Origin of the sequence: Rhodococcus sp. IEGM 1370 (assembly GCF_033142325.1) — a bacterium.
Taxonomy (GTDB): Bacteria; Actinomycetota; Actinomycetes; order Mycobacteriales; family Mycobacteriaceae; genus Rhodococcoides.
The window spans coordinates 155,694-168,964 of sequence record NZ_JAWLRY010000001.1; the positions used below are offsets into that span (position 1 = coordinate 155,694).

Here is a 13,271-nt window from a genome sequence, read left to right on the forward strand (position 1 = left end):
TGCCAGCCTGAGATCAGCGGCTGCGCTGGCTCGTGGCGGGGCCTGCTGCACGACGGCTGTGTCCGCCGCCACCGCTACGCGGCTGACCACCGCTGCGCGGCTGCCCACCGGATCGGGCCGGGCCGCCGCGTCGGGCGTTGTTGCTGTTGCGAGGGTTCGCGGCGCGAACTTCCGGCTCGGCCTTCGGCATCGGCTGGACGTAGCGGGCCTGCTCACCGACGAGGTTCGCCACTGCGGGCGAGTCGGCGGTGACGCGGACGGGCGTGACCTTGATGTCGGCCTTGCGCAGCAGAACGGCGGTGTCCTTGCGCTGCTCGGGCAGGACGACGGTCACGACGTCTCCGGCGCTTCCCGCGCGAGCGGTGCGGCCGGAACGGTGCAGGTACGCCTTGTGCTCGGCCGGGGGATCGACGTGGACGACCAGCTGGACGTCGTCGACGTGAACGCCGCGGGCTGCGACGTCGGTGGCGACTAGAACACGGGCCTGGCCGGAGGAGAACGCGGCAAGGTTGCGGTCACGGGCGGCCTGCGAGAGGTTGCCGTGCAGGTCGACGGACGGGATTCCGGCGTCGGTGAGCTGCTTGGCGAGCTTGCGGGCCTGGTGCTTGGTGCGCATGAACAGGATGCGGCGTCCGGTTCCGGAGGCGAGCTGGTGGACCAGCTTCTTCTTGGCTTCGACGCCGTCGACCTCGAACACGCTGTGCGTCATGGCCTCGACGTGTGAGGTGGCCTCGTCGACGGAGTGCGTGATCTGGTTGTGCAGGAATCGCTTGACCAGCTTGTCGACGCCGTTGTCCAGGGTCGCGGAGAACAGCATGCGCTGGCCCTTGTCCGGGGTGGCGGCGAGGATGCGGGTGACGACGGGCAGGAACCCGAGATCGGCCATGTGGTCCGCCTCGTCCAGGACGGTGATCTGAACGCCGTCGAGGGTGAGGTGGCGCTGCTTCATCAGGTCTTCGAGGCGACCGGGGCACGCGACGACGATGTCTACTCCACCCTTGAGTGCGGAGACCTGGCGGACCTGCGAGACACCACCGAAGATCGTGGTGACCTTCAGCGAGTACGCGGACGCGAGGGGTTCGATCGCGACGGCGATCTGGGTGGCGAGCTCACGCGTCGGCGCAAGGATCAGGCCACGGGGGCGGCCGGGCTTGCGGTTGCCGGGAAGCTGGCCGGCGAGGCGAGCGACCATCGGGATGGCGAATGCGAGTGTCTTACCGCTGCCGGTCTTTCCGCGTCCGAGCACGTCGCGTCCCTGCAGTGTGTCGGGGAGTGTGTCGGCCTGGATGGGGAATGCCTCGGTCTTGCCCTGGCTCGCGAGTACATCCGCGATGGCCTGGGGTACGCCGAGTGCAGAAAAAGTCTGTGGGGTCGTCATAGTGATGAAAAGTGCCTTTCGGGCAGGGTGTTGCACCTGCGGGCCTTCGGGCCGAGATGCAAGGTGGCGAGACTGCCGGTGGGCAGTTTCGATCGCCGTAAGAGAAGCCTGTGCAGGGTGCACATGGAGGTTCGGGAGCATTCCACGACGTCTGGCGTGCAGCTACGCGCGCCGTTGACGAGTGTAACCGAGTCGGTGCTCGGTATCTTCCCGCCGCAACCCGTCATGCGGCGTCGTCGTCGAAGAGGCCGGTGATCATCACGTTCTCGATCGTCGAGCTGTACAGCTCGACCACCGGCATCGGCGGCGCACTCGAGTCATAGCTGTGCCCGGTGGGTGAGATGAGCCGGTAGCGGTGTCGCGCGTTGCGTTTGTCTCGCCATGCTTCGGCTGTCCAGCCCTCACCTTCTTTCGCGTAATTGCATGCGGCACAAAGGCCTGCGCCGTTCTCGGCACTCGTTCTGCCACCCGCGGAGTGCGGTCTGATGTGATCGTGGTGACGGATCGGTGCGTCGCACCACGGGGTTCGGCAGGTGCGATCGCGGAGATCGATCAGGCGTCCCAGCGCGGTGGGAAATGCGCGCGAAGTGGACTCCACTGCCGTCAGCGCACCGGACTTCGGGTGCGCGTAGAGGCGGCGCAATGCGACGTGCGTCTCACTGTCGAGTGTGTCTCGGATCAGTTGCCGTGCGACATCGGACGGAATGTCGCCGTAGCCTTGCATGTATGCGGACGTGTCACCGCCGGCGAGGAGGGTGGAATCCGAGATCACGATGTCGACGGTCACCGGCGGGCCCTGAGCTGCAGATGCGCCGGTGATGCGCTCGAACACGAGGTCGGCCATGATCTGATCGCGGGTGCGTGTGTCACCGCCGGAGTTGATGATTGTGTCGGCGTCTCGTCTCAGCGTCGCCCACATGCAGACCATCTTTTCCATCGACGTGAGGACCGTGAAGAAGCCCATCGATTCGGGTGCTGGACGGGTGCTGGTGCGGCGGGCGGCGTAGGCCTTGGCGCGTCGTTTCACCTGGGAGGCGGCGTCGAGCTCGTTGGCGAGTGCGCGGGCGCGGCCTTCGATGGTGCGGTCGCCGGCACCGGCCAGGGTGGCGGGGTCTGCGCACAGTCGTGCGTCGATGGTGCGGCGATCGTCGACGGTGAGGCATGCGGTTTCGCGAGCGAGGATCATGGCGCGCCACTCGTTGAGTTCCCCAGCTTTCAGCCGCGCGAGGGTGTGCGGCATTTCGTGCACCAGCGCGCGAGCGAGTCCCAGGTGAGTGCCCCCACGGTTCGGTGATTCGCGCCGAGCCAGTCCGATCTGTGACGCAATACCATTGCGCCACTGGGCTTTCGGCTTTCCGTGCTCTCTGCGTTCGTTGCTGATGGCTGTCGCAACGGCGTCGGTCACCACGGCTTGGGTTGCCACGCTGGCGCACTTGACGGTCTCGAGAGCGGAGATCAAATCGATGCCGGCTGCTGCGTCGACTTGGAGATCGGACGCCTGAAGACGCGCAACGAAGCGCAGCACTTCCGCGGACGTCAACGGTGAATCTTGTACAGCTGTGACCACGAGTTCCTCCCCAGTACTCGAATGCATGTTCGATGCTACGGGCGTTTTCGGAGTCTGGCAAGTGCTGGTGAAGATGCTCTGAAGTGATCGGGCGATTGGCGGCTAAAGGAGTCCTAAACGCTTTCGACGACCGACGGCGACGTTTCCGGCCCCATTCAGCAAGGCGAACAGGAGAACGAAATGACGACGATGCAGGCGTTCGACCAGCGCGAACACGCGGGACCAAAACTCAAGGGCCTTAGAGTTATCGGCTATGCGCGGGTCTTGACCAGCGCCCAGAAGAAGGGGCACGGCCCTGGAGCACAGTCCGACGAGATGCGCCGCTACCGCCAAGCCAACGAGCTCCAGTTACATACTGTCACATACGATGTGATGAGCAGTGGGAGCGTGCCGAAGCTCTTCGGTCGCCAGACAGCGATTGCAGCGATCGAGTCAGGTCTGGCGGACGGACTGCTGGTTCGGGCCGTGGATCGCGCCACGCGGGACCAGCTCGATGCGGCATCAATCGCCAAGCGCGCCAACACGAATGGTTGGACCCTGTTTGACTGCAACGGGGCGAACTCCATCGATGCGAGCCAGCGATTGCTCTTCGACATTCGAGTAGCGATCGCTGCCGAGGAGAAGCGGAAGATCAGCGAGCGGACCAAGGAGGGCTTGCGTCGGGCCAAGGCTCAGGGCCAGCAGCTCGGCAGGCCGTCGAAGATCGACCCGTCCATCGTCGCGGAGATCATCGCCATGCGCCAAGAGGACGGCCTCAGCGCCAAAGTCATCCCACGCAAGCTGGACGAGTACGGCGTGCCCACCCGAGGCGACGGCCTCCAGTGGCACCACAGCACGATCCGTCGACTGCTCCAGCGAGAGGGCGTGGCCTGACATGGACACCTTCGCTCTGATCCTCGTCGTCGTTCTGCCCATCGCGTTCATCGTGATCGGCGCAATTTTCGGAACCGGAAAGAAGTAGCAATGCCCCACATCGAGAAGGCAGAGACCAAGCGCACCAAGGACGGCAAGCCAGTGCCGTCGTATCGGGTGCGGTGGACCGAGAAGGCACGCGACGAGCACGGGCGACCGATCCCCTTCGATCCAAACCGTCCCGATGGTCGAGCCAAAGAGGTCAACCGGCAGCGCACGTTCCGCTCGAAGGAAGCAGCGCAGGAGTACTGCGACGAGCTAAACGCTCAGCGGCACAAAGTAGTTGCCGCGTCGCCGTCGGAACTGCGCAAACTCGGAGACCAGGCACTTGGATACTTCGCCCACCAGTACTTCGAGGGCTTGGCCGGGGCGGTGAAGCCGCGGTATGCGAGGGAGACCGAAGCCGTCTACAAGCGCTACATCGCCGACACGTTCGCCACACGGGCAGTCGCCTCGATCACTGCCGCCGACATTCGCCGGTTCCGGGCTGACCTGCTGAGCCCGCGACCGAAGCGTAGCTACCGACCCGACGAGCCGGTGGAGTTGGTTACGTTGGCGAGGACCACGATCAAACCCGCTTACGACGTATTGCGGAGGATCTTGGACGTTGCGGTTGTGGACGGGGCGATCCCGGCGAACCCAGTCCACTCGGTGCCGCTCGGTCGGACCACGGCCACCGTCGACGCGGACACCCCCGAGTTCGAGGCGCGACCACTGACCGCCGACCAGGTCGGCGCTGTCGCCGACCATATCTCCCGCGTCCAGGGCTACCCGATTTATGCCCTGGCTGTGACGACGAGCGCCTACAGCGGACTCCGCGCGGGAGAGCTCGCAGGCCTCAACCTCGGAGACGTGGGTCTACCTGAAGTTGAGGGCCGCAACGGGTCTCTGCGCGTGACGCGGACAAGGCGAGCGGTGCGCGGTGGCTTCGAGACCGGCACCCCGAAGAGCAAGCGAAGCCGTAGGACGGTACCGATTGACGGATGGCTGGCTGACGACTTGCGCCGGTACCTCCGTGAGGTTCACCCGTTCGGCAACCCCGACTGCGCGGATTACGACCCGGACGCACCGTTGTTCCCTGGTCGGTATGCGACGGGGGAGACGTTGCCGGACGGCCTGACTCAAGACGCGACCCGACCAGAGCGCGCGACGGTCGTTGACCCTGAGGTACGTCGGAAGAACGGAGCCGCCGACCGCCGCAACGCGACCTTCGACCCGACGGTGACCTGCATTCGGCCCGCCCCGTCCGAGGGGTACAAGTGGAGCGTTCCGATCAACCCCGGCAACGTCGCTGACCACTACTTCGAGCCCGCCCTACGCGCGGTCCGCCTGCCGCACTCCCGCTGGCACGACCTCCGCCACACGTTCGCGGTTCTGAGCTTGTCTAACGGTGAGCACTACATGGCCGTCTCGAAGTGGCTTGGGCACGCGTCGTTCGTGACAACGCTCAACGTCTACGCCGACTACATCGCCGAGAACGAGGGCGGGAAGCAGGCCCCGCTCGCTCGCCCGACTGCACAGGCGGTTCAGCCTCAGAAGGAGGTTCGAGAATCGAACGTGGTTCAGTTTCGCCCGCGCTCGACAGCCTAGCGTCGTTGAACGGGCTCACGTGGGACTAAAGGTCCAGTCTTCCTCCGAGCCCGGGATGTTCATATAGAACGGGCGACGCCCTCTGTTCACAAGCCTGAATTCCTGACTTCCACGCCCGGTTCTTCGCTGAAACCAGCTCCGGCCAATTCTGATTGTCTTTGGTTTACCGGCTACTAGAAGATCAAGATTGCCCCACCACTCGTACATATCGATGTCTTCGTCGCTGGTCGCGTCGATATACAGGCTGAACTTCGCCGACTCGCTTGGGGCGAGCTGGAAATCAAAAGGCTCTGTCGGGTTGCCGCCCCTTTCGGTCCAAACTATGGTGCATCTGTTGGCGTTCAATTCAACTTGAGCGCGTCGAAACTCTGCTGACGCTCCGCCTACACCCTTCATGACAATGCAGCCGTCTGGGAGTGGGAGACCTTTAGCTTCAACACTAAAACTTCGGACATAGACATGCATTTCCTCTTTAGCGGTAAATATCAGCTCATAATTGCAGTGTATTGCCGCGATGCCTTTCAAGTTGCCGGCCCATTCTGCCATGTCTGTGGCGAAACCGTTCGGCGGTGGTGGTAGATCGGGGGGCCTTAACGGGACAAATTGCGCGTAAGAGATGGTGTCAAGTGGGTGGTCAGGGCTATCTTTCTGATATCGGTTTCAATGTGTACATGAACGGGCGCGCGACTTTTAACGGCGCGGATGAGGGGCTTCCATAGAAGCGCTATTGCAGCCGCGAAGAGTAGACTGACTAAAAACTCGATACCAGAACTAGCCGCCCATCCTGGAATCTGTTCTAGCAGCGAGGGATTCGTCTCAGTATTCGAGAGGTACATGATTGGATTATGCCTGCTTGCGAGCATCGGCGAGTCTCAACACGCGGCAGACCTCACTCGATGGGCGGGTTAACGCGGTATTTGAACGAGCAAATTCCGTCGTATCCCCAAGATCGCTGATATTTGCTTGAGTTTCGGAGGGCAAACGCAACCGTTGTACCCTCCCCAACGTCGGTAGTTGACACCTCCCACGCAATTTCGACACGGTCGCCGGACGCTTTTACACGCGAGACGGAACGGTCGAACCCACCGACAAAACCCATCGTAGAGACGTACATGATCCACGATAGTTCACGCCCCCTCGGGTCCGTTCCGGCTAGTTCGAATCGAACTGTCTCGCCCACTTCGAGTCGCGGTAAATTATTTCCTGGCGAATCGGAGCTGCTCGCACCGGACTGAGCGTCAATACCAAAGCTGTCGCGAGCCGAGTCGATAGACGAGTAATGATTTGCCGCTCCATCTACGCTGCTCCGGAAACGTGCAAGTTGATTTCGAATCTGTCCGGAAGCACCTGCGAGAAGCAAGCGCTCAGCAGGTACGACGGGACGCGAATGGCCGATCGTATTGCGCACATCGAAAATGATATCGAGGTAAACCTCCGTTCTTTTTCTGTCGTCCAAAACTGGCTTGACTTCACCCCAGTTCTTTTCGATTATTCTGCGAAGCAAGTAAATCTCGGTGTAATCGAGCAGGTCCGGGCTGACCGCCACGCCGTCACGCTTCTTGTCTTCTTCACTCTGTTTGTCGCGAAGTTTTTGTAGTTCCTCCTCGGTAAGACCGCTGGCCCAACCGGGGACCACAAGGCGGATCACATCCCTGAGTGCCGTTTCTGCCGCCACGAGCTCTGAGTACGCGTCTACCGAGCCGGTCTCCTGCGGCCTGCGCGGGGCTGGCCCAGGAACCTTGACGTCTAGGTAGCCGGCCAAGGCAATCAATCTCTCGGCGCCAGCCTTAATCAAGACGTCGGTCCAGGGCAAGTCCGGATCGTCTCGGATGCCGTATACAGACAGCAGGCTGATGCGGTCTGAACCCTCCAGCCGATTCTCTAACGCGTCGCGCACTGCAATCGCGAGATCGAATAGGTCCCCTGCTGGCAGCGCGGTATCCGTAGCCTCAGTCACTCAAGCATCATCCCAGAGTGGTCTGACTTCCCGGGCTTGCCGCGCAGGTCGACGTGAGCAAGCGGTCCGGCACTTTCCCCGCGCAAAAGACGTGTGGAGGTCGGATCGGCCCCGCGCCTCACGCGTATCTCACGCGCGTTTCGGGCTTTCCGACGTGCTGGTCCTGCACTGAGAGAGGGATGAAAATCCTCTGAGCAGCGCCTTTAGACGGTGCCCTCGGCAGGATTCGAACCTGCGACCTACCCTTTAGGAGAGGGTTGCTCTATCCCCTGAGCTACGAAGGCTGGTGATCGTTCTGCTGAACCGAAGCCATTGTCCAGCAGCGGCTTTCGATTCATCGAACAATCGGTTGCGGATGGGTTCGCTGCCACGGTGCACAGCTGGCCCACATCGCGCTCGCTAGTCTAGCGGCCCACCGTGTCGATCGTGAAGCAGGTTGCCGCTGCTCATCACCGCGCCGGTCAATGACGTGATCAGGTTCAGGGCAGTGCGGTGCTGGTGAGCGGTGTGATCGGCAGTCGACTCGATGCCGACGAAGCACTGAATGTCGCGGGCGAAAGCGTCGAATGTCGTCGCGAGAATTCCCGCCGAGGCGAACACTCCCACGATGATGAGCTGGTCACGGCCGCGTCGGCGCAGTTCGACCTCCAGATCGGTGGCGTAGAAGGCGCTGTAGCTGCGCTTCGCGATCGGAACGAAGTCCGGCTCGGAAATCGCAACCTCCTCGGCGGACGGACCCAAGCCCCACATCGGTCCCAGCAGTCCACGCTGCTCGATGGCACTCGCTGCCCGCGGGCCACTCGCCAAGATCGGTATCCCCACGGCCCGGGCGCTCGAGACCACCGTCGACACCTCTGCAGCAACCCGCGAACGCACCGAGTTGTGCAGCACGTTCAGGTAATACGGCTGCATGTCGTGGACCAGTACGGCGGCGCGCTCGGGCTGCACCTCCCAGCCGGGACCACCCACGCAGTCGCGCAGACTTTCGACGTCGTACTCCTCGACTTCGACGCTGAATGTGGCCACATCGGTCATCCTCGTACAAACGCGCGCGCATTCGCTAGGCGCGCGCAGTCTTGCTATCCAGCCACTGTCTATTCCGCTCGCACCTGACGAATGCGCGCGCGTTTGCGGATCTGAGGGCCCGACGGATCCCGAGGCCAGCGGCCCCGCCCACCATTTAATCCGCCGCGATAGCGTCCACGATGCTCAGTCGAGAGGCATGCACGGCAGGCGGAGCCGAACCCAGCAGCGACAGGCCGAGGGCAACGAGTCCGTACAGCAGCACCGACCAGCTCGCGGTGTAGGCGACCGGAATTCCGATGCTGGCTCCGAGGATCAGGGTGCTCAGGTATTGCAGACCCGCACCGATGATCAGGCCGAGCACACCACCGACGACGCCGACCGAGAGCGCCTCGGCGAGCACCATTCGCGCCAGGGTTCCGCGGCCACCGCCCATGGCGCGCAGTACGCCGAGTTCACGTCGACGCTCGAGTACCGACAGTGTCAACGTGTTGAGCAACGCGACCGCAGCGACGAGCGCGACGATCCACTGCAACGCGATGGCCAGTGCCCCGGACTGTCGGATAGCGGCGCTCGTTCCCTCAAGTGCGGCGTCGCCGGTGTAGACGAAAGCCTCGGGTGGCAGCGCCGCGCGCAGCGAATCCTGGACTGCCGCAACGTCTCCGTCGACACTGATCTCGAGGTAGGTAGCCCCGGGCCGGTCGTACCAACGCTGCATCGAATCCAGCGAGATCGCCATCGTCCCGCCGGCGGCGTTGATGTATTCGACCAGGTCCAGCACTCGCACGGTCTGCACCCCGGTCGGCGTCGGCAGATCGATGGAGTCACCCACCGAGACACCGAGTGTTCTGCCGAACCCCTGAGAGAGCACCACACCGTCGCCGGCGAGCACTGCCGCGCGCACGTCGTCGGAGAGCGATGCGAGCGTTACCGCGTTGCTACCGTCGGCGACGCCCTGGATGGATACCGTCTCGCCGTCGATCGTGGCGTATGCCCACTGTCCCTCGACGATGCGAGAGACCCCCGGCGTCGCCCGGACAGCGTCGTCGACAGAGGCGGGAACGATCGGGCCCGACGGTATGGCGTCGGGTGAGGTCATCGACACGTACAGGTCGGTGTTCGCCAAGGACGACAACGATTCGGCTGCCGAGTCGGTCATGTTGGTCAGCGAACCCGACACTCCCACACTGACTCCCACGGCGATCACGATCGTCATCACGGTTGCCCAGATTCGCCGTGGGGCGCGTTCGATGGTGGCGGTCGCGAGGCGTCCGGCACCACCCCAGCGGCGGGGGACCGCTGCGGTGACGGACACGATCGGCCCGGTCGCACCGACACACAGAGCGACGACGCCGAACATGAACAACGCACCGGCTCCGAGGGTCAACTGCCCGTCGACGTTGACGGCGAACAGGAAGGATCCGGCGACGGCGAACACGCCGAACACGGTCGCGGCCAGGGTGAATCGCAGACCGGGGCCACCGGAGGTCTCTCCGCCGCCGACTGCGAGCGCTTCGATCGGCGAGATGCGGTACACCTGCACGGCGGCGACGGCCGAGGCCCCGACGCAGGCCAGCACGCACGCGACGATCGCCACCGGAATCGCGAAGCCGGGCAGCACGTATTCGATTCGCGCATCGAAGGCTTGCGAGAGGAACGGTGGCAGACTCTCGATCGCGATGCGGCCCATCACGATTCCCAGCGGAACTCCGACGGCACCGCCCACGAGACCGACCAGAACGGACTCGAACAGCAGGTCGCGGACGATGTCGCCGCGGCGGCCACCGACTGCCCGGAGCAGAGAGATGGTGGGTCGACGCTTCGCGATGGCCATGTTCATGACGTTGAAGACGAGGAACGCCGCGACGACGAACGCGATGAGCGAGACCATCAGTGTCGCATTGCGTGTCAGGCTCATGGCCTGGTTCGCGCGGTCGGCCCGGAAGTCCGGATTCATCACCGACACCCGGCCTGCCAACGCGGTATCGAGGTCGGTGCGCAGAGAGTCGCCGCTGCCGAGGACGAAGATCGAATCGAGCTGATCGGGGCGGTCGGTGAGCGCCTGAGCCGTCGGGACGAGCGCGACGGCGAACATGCCCCCGCCGATGCGCTGCGTCCCGGGGCCGTCGACCACGCCGACCACCGCGGTCGGAACATCGTCGATGGTGACGGTGTCGCCCTGCGTCAGACCCGTTGCGGCCCCGACCAATACCCCGTCCGGATCGGTGAGCAATCCTGACGCGTTTCCGACGGCACCTTCCAGATCGGATTGCAGTGCCGTGATGGATGCGTCGACACCGAGAATCGTCAGGTCTCCGACATCGGACCGAACGGTGCTGCGCAACAGTGGAACCGCTGTCTCGACGCCGGGAACAGCACGTACGGCGTCGAGTTCGCTCTGATCGAAACCGGAGTCGGTGACACCGACGATCTCGTAGTTCGCGTTACCGGCGATCGACACGGCGAGCCGCTCGACGGATCCGGTCAGGGAGCCGTACGTGCCGAGGACGGCGATGAGCAGCCCGGCCGCGACGGCGACGACACCGGCCGAGACCAGCGAACGCACCCAGTGCATGCGGAGATCACGAAGGCTGATGACTCGAAATCTGCTGAGCGCGGTACCTATCACCGATCGAGGCCGGCCGTCAGGGTATCGGTCTCGACGCGACCGTCGATCATGCTGACGATGCGATCGGTGGACCGTGCTGCCTCGAGGTCATGGGTAGCCATCACCACTGCTCGACGACCGTTGCTGGCGTGCGCCACGTCGGCGAGAATCTCGAGGACGTTGTGGGAGGTCTTCGAATCGAGATTGCCGGTCGGTTCGTCGGCGATGAGCAGCGCCGGATCCATCATCAACGCCCGGGCGATCGCAATGCGCTGGATCTGACCACCGGACAACTGTGCCGGTCGGTGCTCGGATCGGTTCGAGAGTCCGACCATCTCGAGCAGACGCATCGCGTCGGTCTTGGCCTTCTTGATGGGTGTGCCGTCGAGCAGCTTGGGCACGGCGACGTTCTCCCACGCGGACATCGTCGGCAGCAGGTTGAAGAACTGGAAGACGAACCCCACCTGGTGGCGTCGGAAATCGGATTGGGCGTTGTCGTCGAGGGTGGTGACCTCGACGTCGTCGAACCGGATGGAACCCGACGTCGGCGTGTCGAGAGCGCCGAGCATGTGCAGCAGCGTCGACTTTCCGGCACCGGACGGCGCGACGAGCGAGACGAACTGGCCACCCTCGATCGTGAGATCGATACCGTCCAACGCGCGTACCGGTTGCTCGCCGGTGGGGTACTCCTTGACCACACCGGACAGCTCGAGCTTCAAATTGGTCATGCAACGATCCCCTGCTCCTCGAATACTTCCGACGCTACCTGCCGTCGGGTCGAGAAACCGGTCGGAGTTCTCAGATCACGCTGCGCCGCGCGAGGATTCGAGCCGCCGAGCCACCAGTGCGGCCTGCAGGTGCCGAATTCCCGAGGGGCGGGTGGGATCGAACCCGGTGAGTTGGGCGATCCGCTTGAGGCGGTAATCGACGGTGTTGGTGTGCAGATGGAGCTGGCGAGCGGACCGCTGACGGTTCAGATCGTGGGAGATGTGGATCTCGAGGGTCTCGAGCAGCTCGGGGGACGAATCGAGGGGCTCGAGGATCTGGGTCAGGTGGCGACGGCCGGGGCCGGGCCGCGTGAGCTGGTACTCCAGCACCAGGTCGTCCATGCGGTACAGGCCGGACGGGCGGTGCAACTGGTGCGCCAACGACAGCAGTTCGTGTACCTGATCGGCTGCGGTGGGGATGTCGGCGGTTGCGGCTTGTTCGGCGGTGACGGTAACGGGAACCTCGGCGGCGGTACCGATGCGATGTACCAGGGCCTCGACCCACTCGTCGTCGTGGGTACCGGGGATGAGCACGGTGCCACCCTCGGTACTGAGCAGAGACAGGGGAGTGCGGCCGCAGATCGTGGCCAGCTCGGCCTGGACGCGGCGCAGCTTTCTACGGGCGGCGACGGTCTTCTGAATGTTGGGATCGTTCTCGTCGGGGTGCGGCGGAACAGAGATGGCGAGCACGAGGTAGCTGTCGGCGAGTTCGATGCCGGACTGACGGGCCATCGAGACCGCGTTGTGGCCGCTGAGCAGCGAGGTCACCAGGGTGTGCGCTGCCGTGTGGTGCTCACTTGCCACCGCTTGGAGCTCCTCGACGTAGCTCTTGCTGGCGGCGATGGACACCTTCTCCGACAGCAGCACGAACATCCGCGCGGCCTCGATCAGTTGAGCGGCGTCGCCCTCACCTGCCCTCTTGGACACCAGATTCCAGCCGATCTGGATGCCCTCGTGGTAGACGCTGAGCACGGATTCGAGGGGCACGCCCTCGCGTGCCCACTGGCTGGCTTTGACGCGAAGTTCGGCCAGGTCGGACTCGGCCGGAGCGCGCCGTTCGTCGAGCATCTGCACGGCGATGCTGATGCACTTGACGGTGAATTCGGTGACGTCGCCGTGGAGCTGTTCGCCCGGCAACGACCCGCAGGGGGTGTTGGCGGCGAAGTGCCCCACGAGGAGCCGCGCCACCGCACGGAAGTCGCGAAGAGGAGCCGACGCAGGCTGACCCGCGACCATGATTCCGAGGCTAGTCGAGTTGTGAACGGTCACAGATCAACCCTTCGTGTTGGGATCTTCAGGTCATCGGAGAGCAAACTTACTTGCGCGTATCGATGCGCTTCCGCGGCTCAATGTATGCAATTCCCGACGAAACCGCGGCGTTTTCGTACTTCAAGTTTGTTTCCTGGCCTCTAACAGGGTCGATCATAGGTTGTTATCAACGCGTGATCCACCATTTCGGCAAAACTCGT

General features: G+C 63.7%; 10 protein-coding genes and 1 tRNA gene. 2 read left to right on the plus strand and 9 right to left on the minus strand.

Annotated elements, in window-relative coordinates; all coding sequences use genetic code 11:
* Positions 1 to 13 precede the first annotated feature (13 nt).
* Together R4P47_RS00780 and R4P47_RS00785 are read right to left on the minus strand one after the other, a co-directional pair.
* A complete protein-coding gene (locus R4P47_RS00780) occupies positions 14 to 1,378 on the minus strand; it encodes a DEAD/DEAH box helicase (protein WP_317783889.1) in 1,365 nt (454 codons plus the stop codon).
* 223 nt (positions 1,379 to 1,601) lie between these two features.
* Positions 1,602 to 2,945, minus strand: coding sequence for an HNH endonuclease signature motif containing protein (locus R4P47_RS00785; protein ID WP_317783890.1), 1,344 nt, complete (start codon positions 2,943 to 2,945; stop codon positions 1,602 to 1,604).
* 180 nt (positions 2,946 to 3,125) lie between these two features.
* Here R4P47_RS00785 and R4P47_RS00790 point away from each other — a divergent pair, with 180 nt between their 5' ends.
* Together R4P47_RS00790 and R4P47_RS00795 are read left to right on the plus strand one after the other, a co-directional pair.
* Positions 3,126 to 3,818 (plus strand): recombinase family protein, encoded by a 693-nt coding sequence (locus R4P47_RS00790; protein WP_317783891.1) that lies wholly within the window; start codon positions 3,126 to 3,128, stop codon positions 3,816 to 3,818.
* Positions 3,819 to 3,908: 90 nt separating this feature from the next.
* On the plus strand, positions 3,909 to 5,447 hold the full coding sequence (locus R4P47_RS00795) for a site-specific integrase (protein ID WP_317783892.1): 1,539 nt from the start codon (positions 3,909 to 3,911) through the stop codon (positions 5,445 to 5,447).
* A gap of 15 nt (positions 5,448 to 5,462) precedes the next feature.
* On the opposite strand, the gene R4P47_RS00800 is transcribed toward R4P47_RS00795, so the two are convergent.
* The 7 genes from R4P47_RS00800 to R4P47_RS00830 form a co-directional block, all read right to left on the minus strand.
* Positions 5,463 to 5,993: a hypothetical protein gene (locus R4P47_RS00800; protein ID WP_317783893.1), complete on the minus strand. Its 531-nt coding sequence runs from the start codon at positions 5,991 to 5,993 to the stop codon at positions 5,463 to 5,465.
* Between the two features lie 343 nt (positions 5,994 to 6,336).
* Positions 6,337 to 7,404 carry a hypothetical protein gene (locus R4P47_RS00805; RefSeq protein WP_317783894.1) on the minus strand — a complete coding sequence of 356 codons (1,068 nt, stop codon included), beginning with the start codon at positions 7,402 to 7,404 and terminating at the stop codon, positions 6,337 to 6,339.
* Positions 7,405 to 7,615: 211 nt separating this feature from the next.
* Positions 7,616 to 7,688, minus strand: a tRNA-Arg gene (locus R4P47_RS00810).
* Positions 7,689 to 7,803: 115 nt separating this feature from the next.
* The gene (locus R4P47_RS00815) at positions 7,804 to 8,430 is read right to left on the minus strand and encodes an isochorismatase family protein (RefSeq protein ID WP_317783895.1); all 627 of its coding nucleotides are present in this window, start codon (positions 8,428 to 8,430) and stop codon (positions 7,804 to 7,806) included.
* A gap of 154 nt (positions 8,431 to 8,584) precedes the next feature.
* Complete coding sequence (locus tag R4P47_RS00820; protein WP_317783896.1) at positions 8,585 to 11,002, minus strand: FtsX-like permease family protein; 2,418 nt, start codon at positions 11,000 to 11,002, stop codon at positions 8,585 to 8,587.
* 50 nt (positions 11,003 to 11,052) lie between these two features.
* Complete coding sequence (locus R4P47_RS00825) at positions 11,053 to 11,754, minus strand: ABC transporter ATP-binding protein (RefSeq protein ID WP_094668584.1); 702 nt, start codon at positions 11,752 to 11,754, stop codon at positions 11,053 to 11,055.
* 84 nt (positions 11,755 to 11,838) lie between these two features.
* Entirely contained in the window at positions 11,839 to 13,038 is a 1,200-nt protein-coding gene (locus R4P47_RS00830) for a PucR family transcriptional regulator (protein ID WP_256986296.1), read from the minus strand.
* Positions 13,039 to 13,271: the final 233 nt, after the last annotated feature.

Excerpts from the sequence above, each read along its gene's own strand:
- R4P47_RS00820 (WP_317783896.1), bottom strand. The coding sequence starts at position 11,002 with ATGCACTGGGTGCGTTCGCTGGTCTCGGCCGGTGTCGTCGCCGTCGCG.
- R4P47_RS00780 (WP_317783889.1), bottom strand. The coding sequence starts at position 1,378 with ATGACGACCCCACAGACTTTTTCTGCACTCGGCGTACCCCAGGCCATC.
- R4P47_RS00790 (WP_317783891.1), top strand. The coding sequence starts at position 3,126 with ATGACGACGATGCAGGCGTTCGACCAGCGCGAACACGCGGGACCAAAA.
- R4P47_RS00800 (WP_317783893.1), bottom strand. The coding sequence starts at position 5,993 with ATGGCAGAATGGGCCGGCAACTTGAAAGGCATCGCGGCAATACACTGC.
- R4P47_RS00830 (WP_256986296.1), bottom strand. The coding sequence starts at position 13,038 with ATGGTCGCGGGTCAGCCTGCGTCGGCTCCTCTTCGCGACTTCCGTGCG.
- R4P47_RS00795 (WP_317783892.1), top strand. The coding sequence starts at position 3,909 with ATGCCCCACATCGAGAAGGCAGAGACCAAGCGCACCAAGGACGGCAAG.